This is a genomic window from Pseudomonas sp. PDM01 (assembly GCF_014852325.1).
Classification (GTDB): Bacteria; Pseudomonadota; Gammaproteobacteria; order Pseudomonadales; family Pseudomonadaceae; genus Aquipseudomonas; species Aquipseudomonas migulae.
On the sequence record NZ_JACVBK010000003.1, the window covers coordinates 491,923 to 514,579 of the forward strand.

20 protein-coding genes and 1 pseudogene are annotated in these 22,657 nt (G+C 59.9%); 12 read left to right on the forward strand and 9 right to left on the reverse strand.

The annotated features are described in order from the left end of the window. Window positions 1-81: 81 nt before the first annotated feature. From fdhD to IB246_RS10135, 3 genes are all read left to right on the forward strand, one after another. Window positions 82-921: a formate dehydrogenase accessory sulfurtransferase FdhD gene (gene fdhD / locus IB246_RS10125; protein ID WP_008040121.1), complete on the forward strand. Its 840-nt coding sequence runs from the start codon at window positions 82-84 to the stop codon at window positions 919-921. Then, window positions 918-3,266: an FdhF/YdeP family oxidoreductase gene (locus IB246_RS10130; RefSeq protein WP_008040122.1), complete on the forward strand. Its 2,349-nt coding sequence runs from the start codon at window positions 918-920 to the stop codon at window positions 3,264-3,266. Before fdhD ends, IB246_RS10130 begins: the two co-directional genes overlap by 4 nt. Before the next feature lie 349 nt (window positions 3,267-3,615). Next, window positions 3,616-4,101 carry a glycine zipper domain-containing protein gene (locus tag IB246_RS10135; RefSeq protein ID WP_008025043.1) on the forward strand — a complete coding sequence of 162 codons (486 nt, stop codon included), beginning with the start codon at window positions 3,616-3,618 and terminating at the stop codon, window positions 4,099-4,101. A 70-nt stretch (window positions 4,102-4,171) separates the two neighbouring features. Here the strand turns inward: IB246_RS10135 and IB246_RS10140 are convergent, their stop codons facing one another. The 4 genes from IB246_RS10140 to IB246_RS10155 all read right to left on the reverse strand — a co-directional run bounded on the left by IB246_RS10140 (window position 4,172) and on the right by IB246_RS10155 (window position 8,907). Continuing rightward, window positions 4,172-4,591: an acyl-CoA thioesterase gene (locus IB246_RS10140; protein WP_008040124.1), complete on the reverse strand. Its 420-nt coding sequence runs from the start codon at window positions 4,589-4,591 to the stop codon at window positions 4,172-4,174. 135 nt (window positions 4,592-4,726) lie between these two features. Next, window positions 4,727-5,953, reverse strand: coding sequence for a 3-hydroxyacyl-CoA dehydrogenase (locus IB246_RS10145; RefSeq protein WP_008040126.1), 1,227 nt, complete (start codon window positions 5,951-5,953; stop codon window positions 4,727-4,729). A 228-nt stretch (window positions 5,954-6,181) separates the two neighbouring features. Further along, the gene (locus tag IB246_RS10150) at window positions 6,182-8,116 is read right to left on the reverse strand and encodes an ATP-dependent DNA helicase RecQ (protein WP_008040131.1); all 1,935 of its coding nucleotides are present in this window, start codon (window positions 8,114-8,116) and stop codon (window positions 6,182-6,184) included. A 287-nt stretch (window positions 8,117-8,403) separates the two neighbouring features. Further along, complete coding sequence (locus IB246_RS10155) at window positions 8,404-8,907, reverse strand: hypothetical protein (RefSeq protein WP_008040133.1); 504 nt, start codon at window positions 8,905-8,907, stop codon at window positions 8,404-8,406. A 298-nt stretch (window positions 8,908-9,205) separates the two neighbouring features. Between IB246_RS10155 and IB246_RS10160 the strand changes: the two genes are divergently transcribed. The 4 genes from IB246_RS10160 (at window position 9,206) to IB246_RS10175 (ending at window position 11,686) form a co-directional block, all read left to right on the forward strand. Further along, window positions 9,206-9,481, forward strand: coding sequence for a hypothetical protein (locus tag IB246_RS10160; protein ID WP_008025051.1), 276 nt, complete (start codon window positions 9,206-9,208; stop codon window positions 9,479-9,481). A 436-nt stretch (window positions 9,482-9,917) separates the two neighbouring features. Beyond that, on the forward strand, window positions 9,918-10,214 hold the full coding sequence (locus tag IB246_RS10165) for a hypothetical protein (RefSeq protein ID WP_008025053.1): 297 nt from the start codon (window positions 9,918-9,920) through the stop codon (window positions 10,212-10,214). Window positions 10,215-10,434: 220 nt separating this feature from the next. Further along, window positions 10,435-10,788 (forward strand): DUF1493 family protein, encoded by a 354-nt coding sequence (locus IB246_RS10170; protein WP_008040145.1) that lies wholly within the window; start codon window positions 10,435-10,437, stop codon window positions 10,786-10,788. 43 nt (window positions 10,789-10,831) lie between these two features. After that, the gene (locus tag IB246_RS10175) at window positions 10,832-11,686 is read left to right on the forward strand and encodes an EamA family transporter (RefSeq protein ID WP_008040147.1); all 855 of its coding nucleotides are present in this window, start codon (window positions 10,832-10,834) and stop codon (window positions 11,684-11,686) included. A gap of 205 nt (window positions 11,687-11,891) precedes the next feature. Here the strand turns inward: IB246_RS10175 and IB246_RS10180 are convergent, their stop codons facing one another. Beyond that, a complete protein-coding gene (locus IB246_RS10180; RefSeq protein ID WP_008025058.1) occupies window positions 11,892-13,433 on the reverse strand; it encodes a phosphoenolpyruvate carboxykinase in 1,542 nt (513 codons plus the stop codon). A 179-nt stretch (window positions 13,434-13,612) separates the two neighbouring features. After that, window positions 13,613-14,515 carry an Hsp33 family molecular chaperone HslO gene (hslO, locus tag IB246_RS10185; RefSeq protein WP_008040148.1) on the reverse strand — a complete coding sequence of 301 codons (903 nt, stop codon included), beginning with the start codon at window positions 14,513-14,515 and terminating at the stop codon, window positions 13,613-13,615. Between the two features lie 103 nt (window positions 14,516-14,618). Here hslO and IB246_RS28660 point away from each other — a divergent pair. Then, window positions 14,619-14,847: pseudogene (locus tag IB246_RS28660) on the forward strand (phosphoesterase); the annotation flags it as partial. A 186-nt stretch (window positions 14,848-15,033) separates the two neighbouring features. On the opposite strand, the gene IB246_RS10190 reads toward IB246_RS28660, so the two are convergent. Continuing rightward, a complete protein-coding gene (locus tag IB246_RS10190; RefSeq protein ID WP_008025063.1) occupies window positions 15,034-15,441 on the reverse strand; it encodes an RNA-binding S4 domain-containing protein in 408 nt (135 codons plus the stop codon). Between the two features lie 247 nt (window positions 15,442-15,688). Between IB246_RS10190 and IB246_RS10195 the strand changes: the two genes are divergently transcribed. Together IB246_RS10195 and rimK are read left to right on the forward strand one after the other, a co-directional pair. Beyond that, window positions 15,689-16,135 (forward strand): ATP-dependent zinc protease, encoded by a 447-nt coding sequence (locus IB246_RS10195; protein ID WP_177318178.1) that lies wholly within the window; start codon window positions 15,689-15,691, stop codon window positions 16,133-16,135. Then, window positions 16,132-17,037 (forward strand): 30S ribosomal protein S6--L-glutamate ligase, encoded by a 906-nt coding sequence (gene rimK, locus IB246_RS10200; RefSeq protein WP_007949201.1) that lies wholly within the window; start codon window positions 16,132-16,134, stop codon window positions 17,035-17,037. The genes IB246_RS10195 and rimK overlap by 4 nt, the downstream gene beginning before the upstream one ends. Window positions 17,038-17,179: 142 nt before the next feature. Here rimK and IB246_RS10205 read toward each other — a convergent pair whose 3' ends face one another. Continuing rightward, window positions 17,180-18,493, reverse strand: coding sequence for an ATP-binding protein (locus IB246_RS10205; RefSeq protein ID WP_008032259.1), 1,314 nt, complete (start codon window positions 18,491-18,493; stop codon window positions 17,180-17,182). Between the two features lie 103 nt (window positions 18,494-18,596). After that, window positions 18,597-19,337, reverse strand: a complete 741-nt coding sequence (ompR, locus tag IB246_RS10210; RefSeq protein ID WP_008032260.1) for a two-component system response regulator OmpR — start codon at window positions 19,335-19,337, stop codon at window positions 18,597-18,599. 360 nt (window positions 19,338-19,697) lie between these two features. On the opposite strand from ompR, the gene IB246_RS10215 reads away from it, so the two are divergent. Next, entirely contained in the window at window positions 19,698-22,022 is a 2,325-nt protein-coding gene (locus IB246_RS10215; RefSeq protein WP_008040150.1) for a Tex family protein, read from the forward strand. Further along, complete coding sequence (locus IB246_RS10220) at window positions 22,022-22,405, forward strand: PaaI family thioesterase (RefSeq protein ID WP_008019061.1); 384 nt, start codon at window positions 22,022-22,024, stop codon at window positions 22,403-22,405. Before IB246_RS10215 ends, IB246_RS10220 begins: the two co-directional genes overlap by 1 nt. Window positions 22,406-22,657: the final 252 nt, after the last annotated feature.

Below are 22,657 nucleotides of genomic sequence, written 5' to 3' on the forward strand. Positions count from 1 at the left end.
CGGCAGATCAGTAATAGCGATTAGACGCGACAACTTGTCGCGCATAGGCTTAAAGCTGACTAAACCGTCGGTGATGCCCCCATGAACGCCAAGCGTCCTGTTTGCGCGGCGCCAGCCCTCGAAGCGCCCGCGCCCGCCGCCAGCCAAACGTACAGTTACAGCGATTTTCAATACACCGAATCGGCCAGCACCGCGCTCGCCGAGGAAGTTGCGTTGGCGATTGCCTATAACGGTATCAGTCAGGCAGTGATGCTGGTGACGCCGACGGACCTGGAAGACTTCATCGTCGGTTTCAGCCTCGGCAGCGGCATCATCGAAGACGCCTCCGACATTTATGACCTGCAACTGAGCGGTTCGGGGTCGGCGCAGTACGCGCAAGTGACCATCGCCAACCGCGCCTTCTGGAACCTCAAGCAGCAACGTCGGCAACTGGCCGGCACCAGCGGCTGCGGGCTCTGCGGCGTGGAAGCGGTCGAGCAGGCTCTGCCAGACCTCAAAGTGTTGCCCGGTGCGCCACTGCCGCCCGCCGAATGGCTCGACGGTTTGCGCCAGCGTATCGGCGCTTTCCAGCCACTCGGCCAGCATTGCGGCGCGGTGCATGCGGCGGTGTTCATGAACGCTCATGGCGAATTGCTGCTGGGTCGCGAAGACATCGGCCGGCACAACGCGCTCGACAAGCTGATTGGCGGGCTGATCCGGCAAAAGATCCCGACCTCTGGCGGCCTGGCGATTGTCACCAGTCGTTGCAGCCTCGAATTGATCCAGAAAGTACTGCGCGCAGGCATCCAGACCCTGGTCAGCCTGTCGTCGCCCACGGGCCTTGCCGTGCAATGGGCCCGTCGTCACAACCTGAACCTTATCCATCTGCCACAGAAGAATGCGCCGCGGGTCTACAGCCCGGCTTTGGAGAATCAAGCGTGAGTCAACACCGTCAAGCCGACCAGAAACCCGTCCCCCGCTACAAGCCCTACAAGGGCCCAGCCGGTGGCTGGGGCGCACTGATCAGCGTCGCCCAGGCCTGGTTGACCAGCGACAACGCGCTGAAAAACCTGCGCATCATGCTCAAGACCAACCAGAACGGCGGCTTCGACTGCCCGGGTTGCGCCTGGGGCGATTCGCCGGAAAAGGGCATGGTGATGTTCTGCGAGAACGGCGCCAAAGCGGTGAACTGGGAAGCGACCAAACGGGCCGTCAACCCGGCATTCTTCGCCAAACACAGCGTCACCTCGCTGCTGGAACAAAGCGATTACTGGCTTGAATATCAGGGGCGCCTGACCGAGCCGATGCGCTACAACGCCGAAACCGATCGCTACCAACCGATCAGCTGGGATGACGCCTTCACCCTGATTGCCAAGCATCTGCGCGGTTTGTCGAGCCCGGATCAAGCCGAGTTCTACACCTCGGGACGTGCCAGCAACGAAGCGGCGTTCCTCTATCAGTTGTTCGTGCGCGCCTATGGCACCAATAATTTCCCCGACTGTTCGAACATGTGCCACGAGGCCAGCGGTGTCGCGTTGGCGCAGAGCGTTGGCGTCGGTAAAGGCACCGTGACCTTCGACGACTTCGAACACGCCGATGCGATTTTCGTCTGGGGCCAGAACCCCGGCACCAACCACCCACGGATGCTCGAGCCGCTGCGCGAGGCCGTGAAACGTGGCGCGCAAGTGGTGTGCATCAATCCGCTCAAAGAACGCGGCCTGGAACGTTTCCAGCACCCGCAACACCCGATCGAAATGCTCACCAACGGCGACAAACCGACCAACACCGCCTATTTCCGTCCGGCCTTGGGCGGCGACATGGCGGTACTGCGCGGCATGGCGAAATTCCTGCTGCAATGGGAGCGCGACGCGCAGAAAGCCGGTGAGCCTGCCGTGTTCGACCACGACTTCCTCAATGAACACAGTGTCAACGTGCTGGAGTACCTGGGCACCGTCGACGATACGCCGTGGGAGCAGATCGTCGAGCAGTCCGGCCTGACGCTCGTGGAAATCGAGCAAGCAGCGCGCATGTATGCCAAAGGCAAGAACGTGATCATGTGCTGGGCGATGGGTATCACCCAACATCGCCATTCGGTTGCGACCATCCAGGAAATCGCCAACCTGATGCTGCTGCGCGGCAACATTGGCCGCCCCGGTGCCGGCCTGTGCCCGGTGCGTGGCCACAGTAACGTGCAGGGCGACCGCACGATGGGCATCAACGAGCGTCCGCCGGTGGCGTTCCTCGATTCCCTGGAGCGTCGCTTCCAGTTCAAGGTGCCGCGCGAAAACGGTCATAACGTGGTCGAGGCGATTCATGCCATGGCCGAAGGTCGTGCAAAAGTTTTCATCGCTCTGGGCGGTAACTTCGCCCAGGCCACACCAGACAGCCCGCGCACGTTCCGGGCCCTGAGCAATTGCGACCTGACCGTACAGATCAGCACCAAGCTCAACCGCAGCCATTTGGCTCACGGCAAGGAAGCACTGATCCTGCCGTGCCTGGGCCGCACCGACATCGATATCCAGACCGAAGGCCCGCAAGCGGTGACCGTGGAAGATTCGTTCAGCATGGTCCATGCCTCCAACGGCCAGTTGCAGGCGCTGTCGAACCAGATGCGCTCCGAACCTGCGATCATCGCCGGCATCGCTGCCGCGACCCTGGGCAGCAAGCCGGTGGACTGGAACTGGCTGGTGGCCGATTACTCGCGCATCCGTGACCTGATTGCCGATACGATTCCGGGCTTCAAGGACTTCAACGAGAAGATCAAGAATCCGGGCGGCTTCTACCTCGGCAACAGTGCCGGTTCCCGTCGCTGGAACACCGCGTCGGGCCGGGCGAATTTCCGTGCGAACGTCCTGCCCAAGGACCTGGTGCACGAGCGCACGCGCTCCACAGGCGTGTTGCCGGACCTGATCATGCAGTCGATGCGTTCCCACGATCAGTACAACACCACCATTTATGGCCTCGACGACCGTTATCGCGGCGTGAAAGGTCAGCGTGATGTGTTGTTTGTGAACGAGGCGGATATTATTCGCCTGGGGTTCAAACCGGGGCAGAAGGCCGACATCGTTTCGATCTGGGACGATGGTCGTGAGCGTCGGGTGAAAGGCTTCACACTGCTGGCGTTTGATATTCCTGCGGGGCAAGCGGCGGCGTACTACCCGGAAGTGAATCCGCTGGTGCCGCTGGAGAGCACTGGGGATGGCAGCCATACGCCGACGTCGAAGTTTGTGGCGATCCGGTTGGAAGCGGCGAGTGAGATCGGGTTGATTTTGGCGAAGTCTGCGTAACGCGGCAGCAGGTCTGGCCTCTTCGCGGGCAAGCCTCGCTCCTACAGATCAGTAGTGATCTCACGGTCACGGCAAAACCTGTAGGAGCGAGGCTTGCCCGCGAAGGCGTCCCACATGACAACACATGAGCAACTCCCTTCGGCACTTTCCAATCGCCCACAAAAAAGGCCGTTTTTTCACAAAAACGGCCATTCCGAAGTAACTAAAGACCGGCGAAAAACACTTAAGTTCCAGCTAAAAAACAGTAACTTATAGAAATGTGCTGAAGTCGTGTTACTCGTCGGATTTCGATTGTCAGCCTTACGACACAGCCTCAGGATCGCGCCGTCATCCCCTTGAGGTTCCTCAAATGAAGTTCTCCTCGATTCTCTTGTTGTCCCTTGGCCTGGTCAGTGGCTTCGCTTCTGCCGGAGGCACCACCGAAGCAGGTGTGGGCGGCGCATTGGGCGGGGTTTTGGGCTCGGTCGTCGGTCAATCGCTAGGCGGCAACACAGGTTCAACCATTGGCGCGGCCCTGGGCGGCGCGGGTGGTAGCGCAGTCGGCGCAGACAAACGCAGCCGTGGCGAAGCGGCCATTGGCGGTGCGTTGGGCGCAGCAGGCGGTAACGTGGTCGGCCGCAGCATGGGCGGCACCACCGGCAGCCTGATCGGCTCCGCAGCAGGCGGCGGCGCCGGTGGCGCGCTGGGTAACTACATGGGCAACAAAAGCGATGATGATGACGATGATCGTCGTTCCTATCGCGGTCATGGTGATCGTCGCTATTACCGGGATGACCATCCGGGTCGCGGCCATGCTTATGGCCACCGCAAGCACAAACATCGCTATCACGACTGAGGCTTGAATCGCCTCGTTTACCGGTAGATCAAAAAAATCGCAGCCCAAGGGCTGCGATTTTTTTTGCCCCTCAAACCACCAATCGCTCCAGCGCACCGCGCAACCCGGCAGGAATCGCCACGGGCTGATTCGACACCCGATCCACAAACACATGCACGAAACGCCCCGCGGCGCAGGCTTCGTCTTCACCGGCCTTGAACACCGCCAATTCGTATTGCACCGAGCTGTTGCCCAACTTACCCACGCGCAAACCGATCTCGATCCGGTCGGGGAAAGCGATTGAAGCAAAATAATCGCAAGCCGAACTCACCACAAAACCCACGACTTCGCCGTCATGAATATCCAGGCCGCCGACTTCGATCAGGTAGGTGTTCACCGCCGTGTCGAAGAAACTGTAGTAGGTGACGTTGTTGACGTGACCGTAGGCATCGTTGTCGTGCCAGCGCGTGGTGATGGGCTGGAAGTGCGGGTAGTCGGTGCGTTGGGGCATCAGCGTCGGTTCCTGAAGTTGGATGGCCAGTAGACCGTGTCGCTATCATCGCTGGCAAGCCAGCTCCTACAGAATAGCGAGGACCTTGTAGGAGCTGGCTTGCCAGCGATGGCGCCACCACGGTCAATACACCACTTACCGAGCAGCAAACCCCTTGCCCACCACCGCCAACTCCCCAATCAACCGCGCCGGCTGCCAGTGATCTCCCTGTTTGGTTTCCAGCTGCAGTAGCCGCTGATGAATATCCGCCAGCCCCTGCTGATCCGCCCAGGCCATCGGCCCGCCCTTGTCCGCCGGAAAACCATAACCGTTGAGGTACACCAGATCGATGTCATGCGCCGACGCCGCAATCCCTTCCTGAAGAATCTTCGCCCCCTCGTTGACCAGTGCCAGCAAGCAACGCTCCAGAATCTCCTCAGGCCCGATCTCGCGACGCTGGAAACCCAATCCTTCGCTGACCTTCAGCACCAGCGCATCCACCTGCACATCGTGCTCAGCCTGGCGACTGCCCGCTTCGTAGTGGTAATAGCCGTTGCCACTCTTCTGCCCGAAACGGCCCAGTTCGCACAGACGGTTATCCACTTGAACCTGCGGCGCATCCTGCCCCTTGCCCGCCAGCTCCCGAGCCCGCCATTCGAGGTCGATACCAACCACGTCGTACATGCGGAACGGCCCCATGGCGAAACCGAACCCCTGCAACGCCGCATCCACCTGATAGGGATAAGCGCCTTCAAGCAGCATCTTGCGTGCTTCCAGCACGTAGGTTTTGAGCATGCGGTTGCCAATGAAGCCCTCGCAGTTGCCCGACACCACGCTGACCTTGCCCATGCGTTTGCCCAGGTCCAGCGCGGCTTCCAGCACCGCCGGTGAAGTCTGTGCGCCACGAACGATTTCCAGCAGTTTCATGATGTGCGCCGGGCTGAAGAAGTGCAGGCCCAGTACTTGTTTCGGGCGGCGGGTGGCGGCAGCAATGGCGTCGATATCCAGCGCTGACGTGTTGCTGGCCAGTATGGCTTCGGGCTTGAGCAGGCCATCCAGCTCGCGGAAGATTCTCTGCTTGAGCTCGAGGTTTTCGTAAACCGCCTCGATCACCAGATCGACCTCGCGGATCGCTGCGTAATCGGCAGCCGCCGTGACCCGTGTAATGCGCGCATCCGCTTCAGCCTGATCAATCCGTCCCTGCCGCACGTTGTGCGCGTAGGTCTCAGCCACGCTGGCCAGTGCCTGCTCAAGCATCTGCGGATTGTTATCGACCCACTGCACCGGCACCCCGGCATTGGCCAGGCACATGACAATGCCACGGCCCATGGTGCCCGCACCGATGACGGCAGCGCGCTGAATGTTGAACGGTGTCTGGCTCATGGTTGTTCTCTTATTGGCGATCCAAAGACAGACCCCACCATAGTCAGCCACCCGGCTTTTTTGAAATTTATTCCTGTGATGGGGGACATTCAGCGGATGGATGCACGTCCGCCAGACACTGACATCCCTGTAGGAGCAAGCTTGCTCGCGATGAGGCCATCACCTTCAACATCAATGTTGAATGTAAATCCGCCATCGCCAGCAAGCCGGCTCCTACAGGGGTACTGTTCAGCCTGAGAGGTGTTGCTCAACCCAAGTCCGTACTTCTCCATACGGATACTCTTCCAGCGCCGCAAACCCCGGAATCGACCGAGCCTTGAGCTTGGTGAACAGCGGCACACTGATCCCGCACAGAAACCGCGTCACCCGCTCAGCGGGAGGAACGCTGCCGGTGTGCTGCTCGTGCCTGTGGATAAAACCACCACACAGGGCCTCGAAGTTTTTATCCACAAGCGTCGGCAACTCCGGCGGTGCGGGCAGCCGCGCCACGTGCCCGTGACACACCGAACAATGCCCGCACCGCTGCGGCGAGTTTTCGTCACCGAAGTATTCGGCCAGGCGATTACCCAGGCAGTGGTCAGTGGCGAACAGGTCCAGCATGGCGTGAATCCGCGCGATCTCGGTGCGTTCGTGCCGGGTGAAACAATCATGCAGTTCGGCACTCAGCGCCTGAATATCGAACTCCGTTTGCAGCAGGCTGTAGACCTCGGTCATCTGCTTGCTTTCCAGCTCGACCCAACCCTTTTCCTGGAAGTAATCCAACGCCTTGACCACCCGATTGCGCTCGGCTTGATGCTGCTCGTACAGCGCATCGAAATTCACCGTCGCCCAGGTCCGCGCGCGGCTGGAGGTCTGGATGATGGCCGCGACGAAATCCTTGCGCTCACCCTCGAAGCGGGCCAGCAAGTCTTCCGGCTCCAGCAAATACTTGAAGCGATATTCAGCGTAATAGGCGTAACGCGGGGCGATGATCCCGCGCAGCTCCAATTGCACCAGCAAGGTCTTGAGCGGCAACTGGCGAATGTTGCTCTGATCAGCCAACGGCCCTAGCAGAAACTCCCAATGCCCCTCGGGCACGGCGGCTTGCAATTCGTCGAGCACATGACGGATGCCTTCCAGCTCCGGCGTGTCGCCGTAGACGAAATTTTCCAGCACGTTGAGGCTGTCGCGGTTGGCCAGTACCAGGCAGTCCGATGGCTGACCGTCACGCCCGGCGCGACCGATTTCCTGGCTGTAGTTTTCGATGGATTTGGGCAGGTCGAAATGCACCACGTTGCGGATGTCGCTCTTGTCGATGCCCATGCCGAAGGCAATGGTGGCGACGATGCAATTGGACTGGCCGCCCATGAATCGTTTCTGAATGGCTTCGCGTTGTTCGTGGGGTAAACCGGCGTGATAGGCCTCGGCCTGAATACCGTTGCGATCCAAGTGCTCAGCGATGTGTTCAGCGGTTTTCTGCAGCGTGACGTAGACGATGCTCGGCTGGTTGGGACGCTCGCTCATCCATTCGACCAAGCGTCGGCGTTTGTCCTGACCGCGCACCGGTTCCACCAACAAGTTGAGGTTCGGCCGGTAGAAACCGGTGGTCACCACGTCTTCCGGCGCAATGGCGAATTTCGCCTCCATGTCGGCGATCACTTTCGGGGTCGCGGTGGCAGTCAGCAACAGCGCTTGAGGAATGTTGAACTGACGCTGGTAATCCGGGAGTTTGAGGTAGTCGGGGCGGAAGTTATGACCCCACTCCGAGATGCAATGCGCCTCGTCCACCACCAGCAGCGAGATAGGCACTTGCTGCAAGAAATTGCGGAAGCGCTCGTTCTTCAGGCGCTCCACGGAAATCATCAGAATCTTCAATTCGCCGGACTTGGCGCGGGCCATCACGTCACCGGCGTCATCGCGGCTTTGAGCCGAATCGATACTGCCTGCCGAAATGCCATGGCGCTGCAGAAACGCCAATTGATCCTGCATCAACGCGAGCAGCGGCGAGACCACCAGCGTCAGGTGCGGCAGCAACACCGCCGACATCTGGTAACACAGGGACTTGCCTGAACCCGTAGGGAAAATCGCCGCCGCCGAGCGCCCGGCCATCACCGCGCTGACCACCGCCTCCTGGCCGGGTCGAAACTGTGGATAACCGAAAACCTGTTCCAGGGTGTTGCGCATAAGCTGTCACTCCGTTGACCGCTGCGAAGCCCAAAGCCTAGCCGGTGATCGCAGCGAGTCGAGAAAAGGTCGGGGGCAAAAACGATACGGGATGATACAGCGGATGGCGCGGAGGGGATTGCGGGGGTTGAGGAATATGGCGACCGGTAGATCGCCATCGCTGGCAAGCCAGCTCCTACAGTTGGGCTTCGGCGGACAGCGATTTTATAGGCGCACCTGCCCCTTGTAGGAGCTGGCTTGCCAGCGATGAGGCCTGCAGCCTCACCAAAAAATCATGATTGATCCCGTCAGGGCACCAACACCGCCACCCGCAGCTGTTCATTCAACATCTGCTCATGAAACACCTGGCTCTTGCTCGCCCACACCGCATGGGCCGGGCTGATTTCGCCGGTGAACGCCGCCGCCAACTGACGCAAATCAGCGACGCTTCGCACACGCGGGCAGAACGGTTCGCCGTCGCAGTTCTGACTGGCGTTGCGGTAGGTGGTCAGCAACCTATCCCACAACCCGTCACGCACTTGTCGCACAGACTTGAGCTTCAATGCCTGCACGCCCAGACGCTGTTTCAGCCCCTGCTCGTCCAGCGATTCGCTGGCCAGCAACGCCTTGCCGAACATCAACACCTCCGCACGGGACGCGGTGTCCATGTTCGCCTGCGTGGTGAGGGCGTCCGGCCAACCGGTACGGGCCATGTTGGCCAACATCATCGAACTGCCGGCGTCGGCCGCGCCCGTCAAACGACAAACACCCGCCCACAACAACAAAACCGAGGCCATACGTAGCCACTGCATACCTAATTCCCTTTAAGTGCCTAACCAGGCATTTTCGAAATGCCCTACAGATTCTGGCGCGCACCATACAGAGGTTTACTGCGTCGCGCCTGATAAACACGTAGGAAATTTCACCAGTAGGGGTTTCGGTGAAAAAAACCTCGGGAAACGCGTAGGGCCAATACCCGAAGACCAGTAAATCCCCTACACATTCTGTCGATTGCGGCTGTATTGCCGCAGCCCGCCGTCCCCTTCATAGTTTTCGGCGCGGCTGAAACAGTGTGTCGGCCTGCCCGACTTCCCAAAGGACTGCCCCTCGATGCAAGATCGCTACCGCCCCCTCAAAAGCAGCTACAGCGACACCCCGGTCCTGGTCATCGACACCGAGGCCGACCCACACGAAATCCTCGACGCCGCCCGCCAACGCATCCACGCCGCCAGCGACCTGCTCGAAACCCTGTATTGCCTGTGCTTCAAACAGGCAGACGCAAGCGACATTCCCAACATCGTCAACGCCCTCTACCTGCTGACCCAGGACGGCAACGAACTCCTCGACATCGCCCGCCAACGCCTCCCAAAACTCACCGCCGGCTAATGCCCACCACCCCTTCTGTAGGAGCGAGCGATGCGGCGACCCGACTTGCCCGCGAAGAACGATAACGCGGTGTACCTGACTAAAAATTTCGGCTGGGGATAACTCCGTAGGCAACGCCCTATCAAAGCTTCCTCCCGGTCCTACAACACAAGACACCTTGTCGCCTATCGCCAACCGGTGGCTCGAATCTATAGTCGGACTGTCGCTGCCAAATCAGCGACTCGGGTTTGGTCACCTGAATTTGAGAGAAAACTTACGCATGCCCTTGTATGCTGCCGACTTCTTTTGTGTCGGCACGCTTTATGGCGGCTGTGTTTGGGACGCTTCTGCGTACTCGGGTTTTCTCTCCCTGGTTGACCAACCTGAACACAGTCCGCCACCCATCGTTTGGTCACGATAGTGGCGGGTCTTCAGCTACATAAAAGAGAAAATTCAAATGAATACCTGGAACCCGCTCACCGATCGCTACCGCCCACTCCAAACCAACCTCACCGATTCCCCACCCCTGATCATCGACACAGAAGCCAACCCGCAAGACATCCTCGAAGCCGCCCTCCAGCGCATCCGAGCCTCCAGCGAACTGCTCCGAACCCTGCATTGCCAATCCTTCGAGCAAGGCGATCTAGAAGACATCCCCCACATCACCCACGCGCTCTACCTCCTGACCCAGGATGGCTGCGACCTGCTCAAAGTCGCCCAACAACGCATGATGGGCTGGAAAGCGCCTGCCTGACGCTAAGCGCTAACAGGTAAGCCGCCCCCTTGTGGGAGCCGGCTTGCCTGCGCCTCGCAGGATTCGATACGTCACCAGAGGACCTCGTCACTCCACTTCCTGCGCGAGAGAAAGTGCTCGCCAAATACCGGGAAGACAATCCGTCACAATCTGCTCCTGCCCTTCCCACCACACCTGACGACCAATAAGATCCGCCCAAGCCCAACCGGACGCCCCCCGAATGAACCTCGCCTCCAACTTCCCCGACGACCAAACCATGCACCTGCTCATGCAGCTGCTGCACGAGGAACTCGGCCTGCCCGAACGCAAAACCATCAGCCTCACCACCTCGATCAACTTCGACCTGGGCTGCGACGGTGCCGATGCTCAAAACCTGATGGAAGCACTGGAAGAACAGTTCGCCATCGACCTCATCGATTACGACGCCTATCGCTACTTCCAACCCGAAGGCTACGATGTCTTCCTCAAACGCAGGGCCAAGGGGCGTGGCGACAAAGTCCCGCTTACCATCGGCATGCTCTACCAGGCCATTAAGGCCCGACGCTGGGGCACTCAGACGCTGGAAGGCTTCTAACGTCCGCAGCACACACCTATAAGGACATAGCGTGGACGTACTGATGGGTTTACTCGCCGCCTTACTGTGGGGCGGCACGGATTTTCTGGTGGGGTTGAATGCCCGCGCAGTGGGCGTCAAACGCGCGGTGTATTTCGGTCAGGCGCTGGGGTTCAGCATCATGAGCCTGCTGTTGATTGCCTTCCCCGCGTTCATCCTCAAATCGATATCGGCGTCACTCACTGTCTGGCTGTTTGGCGTTGTCGCCGCCGTGCTGACGGTGTCTGGTGCCCTCGCGTTGTCCAAAGCCTTTGCCCTCGGCAAAGCGTCCATCGTTGCGCCGCTGGTAACTTCTTATGGCGTTGTAACAACGTTGCTGTCCTGGGCCGGAGGTGAGCAGATCAGCCTGATTCAGCTGCTTTGCATTGCTCTGTGCGTGATCGGGGTGATTCTCTCCAGCATTCATTCCGACTCGAAAATCCCACACACCACTCAAGCCAGCAGTTCGATTGCCTATGCACTGTTGGCCGCCCTTTTCTACGGCACCAGTTTCTGGCTGCAAGGCCACTTTGTGCTTCCGGTCCTTGGTCCGGTGACGATGCTTTGGCTCGCTTATCTGGTTGGTCTGATCGTGCTGGTGGTGATCGTCCTGAGGATCGAGGACGGACTGAAAATTCCACCGCTGAAAAACTGCATGACGCTGACCGGCGCCAGCTTGATGAACCTGGGTGGGTTTTCTTCTTTCGCCTGGGGCGCGGTGGCAGGATCGGTTTCGGTGGTGACCGTGATCAGTACGTTGTCTGGAGGAATCGCGGCGATTCTGGGGTACGTATTTTTCAAGGAAAGGCTGGCAAAGTTACAGGTGCTTGGCGTGGTTCTGGTGTTGGTGGGCGCGTTCGTTTTGCACCTGAAAACCTGAGCCGCCCCCACAAAAAAGGCATCTTACGGAATCCAATACCTGTAGGAGCCAGCTTGCTGGCGATGGTGGTTAACGATAACGCGTGCTGTCTGGATAAACGCGGCGCACTTGGGTTTATCGCCAGCAAGCTGGCTCCTACAGGTAATGCGTTACCCACAAAAAAGCCGCCCCAAAGGGCGGCTTTTTCATTACATCAAACCAACTCTTACAACTTCGGCCCAGCAGCCTTGATCGCGTCGCTCACTTCGAACTTCTTGAAGTTCTCAACGAACAACCCGGCCAGTGCTTTAGCCGCTTCATCGTAAGCAGCCTTGTCAGCCCAGGTGTTACGTGGGTTCAACAGGCCAGTTTCAACGCCCGGTACGGCCAGTGGCACGTCGAGGTTGATGGTGTCGAGGTGTTCGGTTTCAGCACCGATCAACGCGCCGCTCTGGATCGCTGCGATGACGCCGCGAGTGGTCGGGATGTTGAAGCGTTTGCCGACGCCGTAGCCGCCGCCGGTCCAGCCGGTGTTGACCAGGTAGACCTTGGAGCCGAAGCCGCGGATGCGCTTGATCAGCAGTTCTGCGTATTCGCCGGCCGGACGCGGGAAGAACGGTGCGCCGAAGCAGGTGGAGAAGGTCGACTTGATGCCGCTGCCGGAACCCATTTCGGTCGAGCCCACCAGTGCGGTGTAGCCGGACAGGAAGTGGTAGGCCGCTTGTTCTTCGCTGAGGATCGACACTGGCGGCAGTACGCCGGTCAGGTCGCAGGTCAGGAAGATCACAGCGTTTGGCTCGCCACCGAGGTTCTTCTCGGAACGCTTGGCAACGTGCTCCAGCGGGTAGGCTGCGCGGCTGTTCTGGGTCAGGCTGACATCGGCGTAGTCGGCGTGCTTGGCGTCGTCGATCACGACGTTTTCCAGGACTGCGCCGTGCTTGATGGCTTTCCAGATGACCGGCTCGTTCTTCTCGGACAGGTCGATGCACTTGGCATAGCAACCGCCTTCGATGTTGAAGACAACGCCTTCGCCCCAGCCGTGTTCGTCGTCACCGATCAGGTAACGGCTTTCGTCGGCCGACAGGGTGGTTTTACCGGTGCCGGACAGGCCGAAGAACAGGGTCACGTCGCCCGCTTCGCCGATGTTGGCGGCGCAGTGCATCGGCAGTACGTCAGCGGCCGGCAGCAGGAAGTTCTGCACCGAGAACATGGCTTTCTTCATTTCACCGGCGTAACGCATGCCGGCGATCAGCACTTTCTTCTGTGCGAAGTTGATGATCACGCAACCGTCGGAGTTGGTGCCGTCACGCTCTGGCACGCATTCGAAGTTGGCAACGTTGAGCACTTGCCACTCAGCACGACCCGCCGGGTTGTACTGGGCCGGGTTGATGAACAGGCAACGACCGAACAGGTTCTGCCAGGCAGTCTGGGTGGTCATCTTCACGGCCAGGTAGTGATCTTCGGCCGCGCCTACATGCACGTGGGAAACGAAATGATCTTGCGCGTTGTTGAACGCCTCGACGCGAGCCCACAGGGCATCGAACTTGTCGGCCGGGAACTTGCGGTTGATCGGGCCCCAGGCGATAGCGGCCTGGGTGGTCGGCTCTTCAACGATGAAACGATCGACTGGCGAGCGACCGGTACGGTGACCGGTGCGAACAACCAGCGCGCCGGTATCGGCAAGCTCGCCTTCACCGCGATTCAGGGCTTCTTTAACCAGATCATCAACACTCAGATCGGTGTACACGGCGTTATTGGCTTGCGTCATGAGGTTCCCCGTCGGCCAGTGGCCGAGTGCTCCAAACGTTTTGTAGTAGAAAGTCGTGCACTACTACCGCGAAAAAAGTGGGCCGGATTATGCCAGAAACGCCCAAAAAAAGTAGGGCCCTCCCGTCGTAACGGCGTTATTCCGGCACTTTCCAGTGAATTTACCTGCGCTGAACCGTTTTAGTGACGGGTATCTGACGGCGTGTCGACGCCCGCACCGGCGAATAATTGAACAATATCGGCGGCGTCGAACAGGTAACGTTCATTGCAGAACTGACAGTCGACCTCGATGTTGCCACCGTGTTCGACGACCAGGCTCTGCGCATCTTCCAGACCCAAACTGACCAGAGCATTGGCAGAACGTTCGCGCGAGCAGCTGCAACGGAAGCGCAATTTCTGCACATCGAACAGCCGGACCTGCTCTTCATGGTAGAGACGATGGAGCACGGTTTCGTTGTCCAGACCGAGCAATTCATCGGCGGTCAGGGTACTGCCCAACGCGGTGATGTGCTGCCAGCTGGCGGCGCGTTCTTCTTCGTCTTTCAGGCGGTCGGCGGGCAGTTGCTGCAGCAACAGGCCGCGGGCGCGACGGCCATCGGCGTACAGCCAGAAACGCGTGCCCACCTGTTGCGACATCACGAAGTAGTTAGTGAAGCACTCGGACAGGGTTTCGCCATCCAGGTCGACGATGCCCTGATAACGCTGGCCCACGGTCGGGTCGACGGTCAGCGCCAATACGCCGTTGGGCATCAGGTCGGCGAGGGTGGCGTCGGGGGCGATCTGGTCGGCCTCGTAGCGGGCCAGACCACGGATGTCACGTTCGCTGGAGCATTCGATCATCAGCAACGGGATCGGGCCCTCGGACCGCGCCTGAAGAATCAGCAGACCATCAAACTTCAAGGTGCCGACCAGCAACGATGCCGCAGCCATCAGTTCGCCAAGCAGTTGCGCGACCGGCTCCGGATACGAGTGTTTGGCAAGGACCTCGGCGTAGCTGCGCTCCAACGAAACCAGCTCGCCGCGGGTGTCGCTGTCATCGAAGATGAAGCGTTGGGTGTAGTCGGTATCCGGTAGATCGGTCATAGGTCTGGGTATCTGAAGTAAATGATAAAAAGGTTACAAACGAGAAAATCGCGCCTCTGCAGCACCGTTTTGGTGCGCACTGTTCAGCCATGGGAGGCATTTTATGAACAATCCGGTTTTGTTCCAAGCAAGGTGGGACGTCTGCCGGTGGCGTTGTGCAATTTTGTGCCGCTGGTGCTGCTGGCCTTCTGGTTATGGCCTACAGGTCAGAGGCTGTGTGTGATTTTCGACGAGTGGCTTTCCATCCACTCGATTCGCCGCTGGCGATTCACCCGATATGGCTGCGCATTCGGGTAATTGCAAGTCTGCGACCGTTCGATGCGGTGGTTGGGGATGCTAGTCGTCGGAGAAATATGGTGCGTAGCGCCCGATTTTTTCGTTGGAGGGCGAGTGCTGCGCACTCGATCGCCGGCAAGCCAGCTCCTACAGTGACCGCGTCGTTCAAACGTAACGCAATCTCCTGTAGGAGCTGGCTTGCCAGCGATAGCGTCAGCCCAGACAACGCAGAAGCAACAGCCTCACTCGTCGTTGCTGCTCCCACGAAATTTAAACAGATCCCGCCGCTGCTTCTTGCTTGGTTTGCCGTCGGTGCTCACGCCCAGCGAGCCCGCCTTGCGCATCGCCGCAGCCGCTTCGCGCTTGGCGATGCTGGCTTCGGTTTCGGCGTACAAGGTCTGAGCTTCCGGCGCACCACGGCGCACGATCGATAACGCCTGGACCACCACCGTGCGCTCTTCGAACCCTGCGCGTATCTGAAACTCGTCGCCGATCCGCGGCTCTTTGCCCGGCTTGCAACGCTCACCCCGGCAATGCACCTTGCCACTTTCAATCGCCGCTTTCGCCAAGGCACGTGTTTTATAAAAACGCGCGGCCCACAACCACTTATCGAGACGGACCTTGTCGTCCTCTTCGCTTTTTTGTGCCATGGAATTTCCTCATTCTGAAATATTGGTGAACTGTACTACCGTTTCTGTCGTGCCAGGATTTCCACCGACCCGTACTACAATGCGCACGCCACACCTCGCTTGCAGGGGTGGAATTCCGGGCTGTAGATATCTGTCGCCTTTTAACCATTATTCTGCGTGAATACCGCGAATCCGGCCGCGTGCGGCCCCGGCGGTATCCACCGGTTGAGTACCTTTGAAGACATTTGACCATTTGACCGTTGTCGGTCTGCGCGAGTGGGTGGCGCTCCCGGGTTTGGGAGTTGCGGGCCTGCGGGCAAAAATCGACACCGGTGCCAGCACCTCCAGCCTGCATGCCACTGACATCGAGCCGTTCGAGCGCGACGGCGAACAGTGGGTGCGCTTCACCGCGCACCTGGGCACGGTAGTGCAGTTGCGACACCGACGCTGTGAAGCACCGCTGGTGACGATGAAATCCATCAAGAGCTCCAACGGCCAGGCGCAGAAGCGTTACGTGGTCAGCACCACCCTGGCCCTCGGTGATCGGGTCTGGCCCGTCGAGTTCACCCTCGCCTGCCGCAAGTCCATGCGTTATCGCCTGCTTCTCGGTTCCAAAGCCCTGATCGACGGCCAACTGGTGGTCAATCCGGGCATTAAATATGTACAAGACAAGCCGGTGTTCCCGGTATCTACCTCCTCCACAGGTGTTGCATGAAGATCGCTGTGCTGTCGCGGAACCCGCGTCTGTATTCCACTCGTCGTCTGGTCGAAGCCGGTACCGAGCGTGGCCATGAAATGGTGGTGATCGACACCCTGCGCGCCTACATGAACATTGCCAGCCACAAACCGCAGATCCACTACCGCGGCAAGCCGCTGGAAGGTTTCGATGCGGTGATCCCCAGGATCGGTGCATCGGTAACGTTCTATGGCTGCGCGGTGCTGCGTCAGTTTGAAATGATGGGGGTGTTCCCGCTTAACGAATCGGTGGCCATTGCCCGCTCGCGGGACAAACTGCGTTCGCTGCAATTGCTCTCGCGCCGTGGGATCGGTTTGCCGGTCACCGGGTTTGCCCACTCTCCGGATGACATTCCCGACCTGATCGACATGGTCAACGGCGCGCCGCTGGTGATCAAGGTGCTGGAAGGCACCCAGGGCATCGGCGTGGTGCTGTGCGAAACCGCAACGGCGGCGGAATCGGTGATCGAGGCGTTCATGGGCCTCAAGCAGAACATCATGGTTCAGGAATACATCAAGGAAGCCGGCGGTGCGGACATCCGCTGCTTCGTGGTCGGTGACAAGGTGATTGCGGCGATGAAGCGTCAGGCCAAGCCTGGGGAGTTTCGTTCCAACCTGCATCGCGGTGGCAGCGCCAGCCTGATCAAGATCACCCCGGAAGAACGCATGACTGCATTACGCGCTGCGAAGGTGATGGGACTGGCGGTGGCGGGTGTGGATATTCTGCGTTCGAATCACGGGCCGTTGGTGATGGAAGTGAATTCGTCGCCGGGGCTGGAAGGGATTGAAACCACCACCGGGAAGAATGTGGCGGGGATCATCATTGAGCATCTTGAGAAGAATGGTGGGCCGAATATGACTCGGACCAAGGGTAAGGGCTGATCCTGAATATGTGGCGGCAGTGATGCCGCCTTCGCGGGCAAGCCTCGCTCCTACATGGATTTGTGATCACTGTAGGAGCGAGCGGTGCGACGATTCGACTTGCCCGCGAAAGGGCCATCAGCCCCACTGAAGATCTCAGTTGTTAAACCGCATCCCGAGGCAACATCAATCCAAGCGGCAACCGCACCCGCGCTTCCAGCCCACCACCGGACCGATTGCGCAGCTCAACATTCCCACCATGCATCGAAGCAATCCGCTTCACGATCGCCAACCCCAACCCGGTTCCTTTGCCACCGCGAGCACGATCCCCACGGGTAAACGGGTTGAAGATCGCCTCCAGCTCCGACGGATCAATCCCCGCCCCACGGTCCATGACACTCAGCACCACATACGGGGCGCTGACATCCCCGGACACATAAGCCGCCACCTCAACACCGCTGCCAGCGTGATGCAGCGCATTGCCGATCAGGTTGTTCAGCAACCGTTTCATGGACACGCGACGCAGCGGAAACGGCTGAATCGGCTCCAGACGCAGGCGTACTTTCTCTTCATTCTGGTTAAACGGCGCGGCGACTTCGCGGACCAGATCGCTCAAGTCCACCTCTTCCACCGATTCATCACGGCCATCGCGGATGAACGCGAGGAACTGGTCGAGAATCGCGTCCATGTCCTCGATGTCGCGGACCATGTCGTCCGTCAGGTCGCTGTGGTCACCCATCAGTTCCAGTGACAAGCGCAAACGAGTCAGCGGTGTTCGCAGGTCATGGGACACCCCGGCCAGCATCAGCTCGCGCTCGCGGCCAGCCTGTTCGACGTCTTCGGCCATCTGGTTGAACGCGCGATACACCTCGGTCATCTCGCTCGGCGTGTCGCTGATCGGCAGGCGCACGCTGCGACCCTGGCCAAGTTGGCGGGCGGCATAGACCAGGCGCTTCAAGGGTTGATTGAGCTGGCTGACGAAGATCCACGCCGAGGCGGTGGACAGCAAACCAATGGCAAGGAACCAGCCGAGCACGTTCCAGATTTTCTGGCCACGCAAAGGATGCGGATACAGCGGCACTTTCAGCCAGCCATCGCCCAGGCTCGGCGCCCGGACCCACAGCGCTGGCGGCGAGTGCATGCGTAATCGCACCTCGGTGTCGGCGCCGAGTTCGGCCTGCATCTGCCGCTGATAGATCTCGCTGTAAGGCCAGTGTTGCTCGCCTTCCGGCACGCCAGTGCCCACCACCCGGATCAGGGTCGCGGCTTCGGCAATCTTGTCGCGATTGTTTTCATCGGCCGCCCAATAGGCGCGCAGCGTCAGGGCGACGCCGTGGCTGTATTGACGATCCACCAGCACGTCTTCGTTCATCAACAGATAAACCAGGGTCAGCGCCTTGGAAAACAGGACGACAATCAGCACCAGCCACAGGGTGCGGGAGAAGAAACTCTGGGGGAACCAAACCGGGGTTTTCATGAATAACCGCTACACACTTGCAGGAGCGAGCGATGCTCGCATATTGCGGATCGCGAGTCTGCGGACAACATCATCCGCACGACCCGCTCCTACAAATCGCCGATCACTTGGTGGCGGCGCCATCCGGAACGAACACGTAGCCCACGCCCCAGACAGTCTGGATGTAACGCGGCTTGGACGGATCAGGCTCGATCATCCGGCGCAGACGGGAGATCTGCACGTCGATGGAACGCTCCAGGGCATCCCACTCGCGGCCACGGGCCAGGTTCATCAGCTTGTCGCGAGTCAGTGGCTGACGCGCGTTCATGACCAATGCCTTGAGCACCGCAAACTCACCGGTGGTGAGCATGTGCACTTCGTCACCGCGTTTCAGTTCACGAGTCGCCAGCGACAGTTCGTAGTCACCGAAGGTCACGCTTTCGTCTTCGCTGCCCGGCGCACCCGGCACCGGCGCCGACTGACGGCGCAGGACCGCTTTGACGCGAGCCATCAGCTCATCCGGGTTGAATGGTTTGGCCAGGTAATCATCGGCGCCCAGTTCCAGGCCCTTGATGCGGCTCAGCTCGTCGCCCTTGGCGGTGAGCATGATGATCGGAATCTGATTGTTCGCGCCGCGCAGACGGCGGCAGGCGGTCAGACCGTCTTCGCCGGGCAGCATCAGGTCGAGGACGACCAGGTTGAACACTTCACGCGCCAGCAGGCGGTCCATTTGTTCGGTGTTCGGTACGGCGCGGGCGCGGTAGCCCTTGCTGACGAAAAAGCGTTCCAGCAGGCTGCTGAGCCCCGGATCGTCGTCAACGATAAGAATTTTTTCGCCTTCAGCAATGTTTGCAGTGCTGCTCATTGGATGCTCCTTTGATCTCGGCGCGCATTATGGCGTAGCTGCCGTTATACGCACCGTGTGCATTGTTAGCAGATTTTTCCTTCACCGCCAGAAATCCGGGCATTGTGCCTACAGCCTGTGATGCCCCCGAATGACAGAACGCTGGTTATAATGCGCGGCCTTTTGTGTCAGGCAACGTCTGATCGTTACCGTCGCGGCGGCTTTTTATTTTCATCGCCACGGCAGTAATTGTTCGATTTCACGGGTCAACGGGATGCCTGTTGATCCAGGTAGCGGCGCAGGCCAGGCCGCTCAACCAGACTCGCCGAGCCTTTATCCCCGCGCCCGCGAGCCTGCTTTCACAATTTGTCAGGTGGTTTTATGGACAGCATCAACAGCCGCATCGCCGAGGAACTCGGCGTACGCCCACAACAGGTCGAAGCGGCCGTCGCGCTACTCGATGAAGGCTCTACCGTTCCCTTCATCGCCCGTTACCGGAAAGAAGTGACCGGCAGCCTCGATGACATCCAGTTGCGTCATCTGGAAGAGCGTCTGCGCTACCTGCGAGAACTCGACGAACGGCGCATCAGCATCCTCGCCAGCATCGAAGAGCAAGGCAAGCTGACCCCGCAACTCGAACGCGACATCAAGCTCGCCGACACCAAGACCCGCCTCGAAGACTTGTACCTGCCGTACAAGCAGAAGCGCCGCACCAAGGGCCAGATCGCCCTGGAAGCCGGCCTCGGCGAGCTGGCCGACGGTCTGTTCAACGATCCCTCGCTGACCCCGGACACTGAAGCCGCACGCTTCATCAACGCCGAAAAAGGCGTGGCCGATGTGAAGGCGGCCCTCGAAGGCGCCAAGTACATCCTCATGGAGCGCTTCGCCGAAGACGCCGGCCTGCTGGACAAACTGCGCAACTACTTGAAGCAAGAAGCCACTCTCAGTGCCCGCGTGATCGCCGGCAAGGAAGAGGAAGGCGCCAAGTTCCGCGACTATTTCGAACACGACGAGCCGCTGAAAAGCATGCCGTCGCACCGCGCGCTGGCGATTTTCCGTGGCCGCAACGAAGGCATTCTCAGCTCCGCGCTGAAAGTCGGCGACGAACTGCCGGGCACCATGCACCCGTGCGAAGGCATGATCGGTCAACAGTTCGGCATCCAGAACCAGAACCGCGCCGCCGACAAATGGCTGGGCGAAGTGGTGCGCTGGACCTGGAAGGTCAAGCTCTACACCCACCTCGAAACCGACTTGCTGGGCGAGCTGCGCGATGGCGCGGAAACCGAAGCGATCAACGTGTTCGCACACAACCTGCACGACCTGCTGCTGTCGGCTCCGGCTGGCCCGCGTGCCACCCTGGGCCTCGACCCGGGCCTGCGCACCGGTTGCAAGGTTGCCGTGGTCGATGCCACCGGCAAGCTGCTGGACCACGCCACGGTTTACCCGCACGTGCCGCACAACAAGTGGGACCAGACCCTGGCGATTCTCGCCGCCCTGTGCGCCAAGCACTCGGTGGACCTGATCGCCATCGGCAACGGTACCGCCAGCCGCGAAACCGACAAGCTCGCCGCTGAACTGATCAAAAAATACCCAGCCATGAAGATGACCAAAGTCATGGTCTCCGAGGCCGGCGCATCGGTTTACTCGGCGTCGGAACTGGCTTCGAAGGAATTCCCGGACCTCGACGTGTCGATCCGTGGCGCGGTGTCCATCGCCCGTCGCTTGCAGGATCCGCTGGCCGAGCTGGTTAAAATCGATCCGAAATCCATCGGTGTCGGCCAGTACCAGCACGACGTGTCGCAGCTGAAACTGGCGCGCGGCCTGGACGCTGTGGTCGAGGACTGCGTGAACGCCGTGGGCGTGGACGTGAACACCGCTTCCGTGGCGCTGCTGGCCCGTATCTCCGGCCTCAACGCGACCCTGGCGCAGAACATCGTCAGCCACCGTGACGAGCACGGTGCGTTCAAAACTCGCGCAGCGTTGAAGAAAGTGGCGCGTCTGGGTGAAAAAACCTTCGAACAGGCCGCCGGTTTCCTACGCGTGATGAACGGCGACAACCCGCTGGATTCGTCTGCGGTTCACCCGGAAGCCTATCCGCTGGTGCAACGCATCGCTGCTGAAACCGATCGGGATATTCGCTCGCTGATCGGCGACGCGAGCTTCCTCAAGCGTCTTGATCCGAAGAAGTACACCGACGAAACCTTCGGTCTGCCGACGGTCACCGACATCCTGCAAGAGCTGGAAAAACCTGGCCGCGACCCGCGTCCTGAGTTCAAGACCGCCGAGTTCCAGGAAGGCGTCGAAGACCTCAAGGACCTGCAACTGGGCATGATCCTCGAAGGCGTCGTGACCAACGTGACCAACTTCGGTGCGTTCGTCGATATCGGCGTGCATCAGGACGGTTTGGTGCACATCTCTGCGCTTTCGGAGAAGTTCATCAAGGACCCGCGTGAAGCGGTGAAGGCCGGTGACGTGGTGAAAGTGAAGGTCATGGAAGTCGATATCCCGCGCAAACGCGTCGGCCTGTCGATGCGCATGAGCGACACTCCGGGCGAGAAAATCGACGGTGCCCGTGGTGCGCGTCCGGGGTCGGCACCGCGCCAGTCCCAGAACACTGCACCGCGCAAGGAAACCACGGCGGCGGCCCCATCCAACAACGCCATGGCTTCGCTGTTCGCTAACGCCAAGCAGTTGAAGAAACGCTGATGGAGATCCCGGCCGGGCTGACCGAAAGCGCGTTTTTCAAGCTGCTGGGCTGTCGCTTGCACAGCCTGGAAACCGGGGTGGCGCAAGTCGCCCTGGCGCTGGAACCCGAACTGCGCAATCGCGGCGGCAAGTTGCACGGCGGGGCCCTGTTCAGCCTGGTGGACATTGCCATGGGGCTGGCCTGTTCCAGCACCCACGGCTTTGACCAGCAGAGCGCGACCATCGAGTGCAAGATCAACTACATCCGCGCCGTTTCCGACGGTGAGGTGATGTGCACGGCGCGGGTGATCCACCCGGGCCGCCGCACGCTGGTGGTCGAAGCCGACGTGATGCAGGGCGACAAACTCGTCGCAAAAGCACAAGGCACGTTCGCTGTCCTGTAGATGAATGCCATCATTTTGAGTTAATTTCAGCGCAACGAAACCTGTGGGAGCGAGACCGGCTTGCTCGCGATGGCGATGTGTCAGTCAACATATGAGTCGCCTGACAATCCGCCATCGCCGGCAAGCCGGTCTCGCTCCCACAGGGATTGTGCAGTTCTTTACTGACCGGCATGGCTTGCGCGGTTGCAAAAACCAGGCGAAAACGCCAGTTTCAACTTCACCCTTGTAGACCGTCCTGCCCACCCCCATATT

Excerpts from the sequence above, each read along its gene's own strand:
- fdhD (WP_008040121.1), top strand. The coding sequence starts at position 82 with ATGAACGCCAAGCGTCCTGTTTGCGCGGCGCCAGCCCTCGAAGCGCCC.
- IB246_RS10135 (WP_008025043.1), top strand. The coding sequence starts at position 3,616 with ATGAAGTTCTCCTCGATTCTCTTGTTGTCCCTTGGCCTGGTCAGTGGC.
- IB246_RS10140 (WP_008040124.1), bottom strand. The coding sequence starts at position 4,591 with ATGCCCCAACGCACCGACTACCCGCACTTCCAGCCCATCACCACGCGC.
- IB246_RS10145 (WP_008040126.1), bottom strand. The coding sequence starts at position 5,953 with ATGAGCCAGACACCGTTCAACATTCAGCGCGCTGCCGTCATCGGTGCG.
- IB246_RS10150 (WP_008040131.1), bottom strand. The coding sequence starts at position 8,116 with ATGCGCAACACCCTGGAACAGGTTTTCGGTTATCCACAGTTTCGACCC.
- IB246_RS10155 (WP_008040133.1), bottom strand. The coding sequence starts at position 8,907 with ATGCAGTGGCTACGTATGGCCTCGGTTTTGTTGTTGTGGGCGGGTGTT.
- IB246_RS10160 (WP_008025051.1), top strand. The coding sequence starts at position 9,206 with ATGCAAGATCGCTACCGCCCCCTCAAAAGCAGCTACAGCGACACCCCG.
- IB246_RS10165 (WP_008025053.1), top strand. The coding sequence starts at position 9,918 with ATGAATACCTGGAACCCGCTCACCGATCGCTACCGCCCACTCCAAACC.
- IB246_RS10170 (WP_008040145.1), top strand. The coding sequence starts at position 10,435 with ATGAACCTCGCCTCCAACTTCCCCGACGACCAAACCATGCACCTGCTC.
- IB246_RS10175 (WP_008040147.1), top strand. The coding sequence starts at position 10,832 with ATGGGTTTACTCGCCGCCTTACTGTGGGGCGGCACGGATTTTCTGGTG.
- IB246_RS10180 (WP_008025058.1), bottom strand. The coding sequence starts at position 13,433 with ATGACGCAAGCCAATAACGCCGTGTACACCGATCTGAGTGTTGATGAT.
- hslO (WP_008040148.1), bottom strand. The coding sequence starts at position 14,515 with ATGACCGATCTACCGGATACCGACTACACCCAACGCTTCATCTTCGAT.
- IB246_RS10190 (WP_008025063.1), bottom strand. The coding sequence starts at position 15,441 with ATGGCACAAAAAAGCGAAGAGGACGACAAGGTCCGTCTCGATAAGTGG.
- rimK (WP_007949201.1), top strand. The coding sequence starts at position 16,132 with ATGAAGATCGCTGTGCTGTCGCGGAACCCGCGTCTGTATTCCACTCGT.
- IB246_RS10205 (WP_008032259.1), bottom strand. The coding sequence starts at position 18,493 with ATGAAAACCCCGGTTTGGTTCCCCCAGAGTTTCTTCTCCCGCACCCTG.
- ompR (WP_008032260.1), bottom strand. The coding sequence starts at position 19,337 with ATGAGCAGCACTGCAAACATTGCTGAAGGCGAAAAAATTCTTATCGTT.
- IB246_RS10215 (WP_008040150.1), top strand. The coding sequence starts at position 19,698 with ATGGACAGCATCAACAGCCGCATCGCCGAGGAACTCGGCGTACGCCCA.
- IB246_RS10220 (WP_008019061.1), top strand. The coding sequence starts at position 22,022 with ATGGAGATCCCGGCCGGGCTGACCGAAAGCGCGTTTTTCAAGCTGCTG.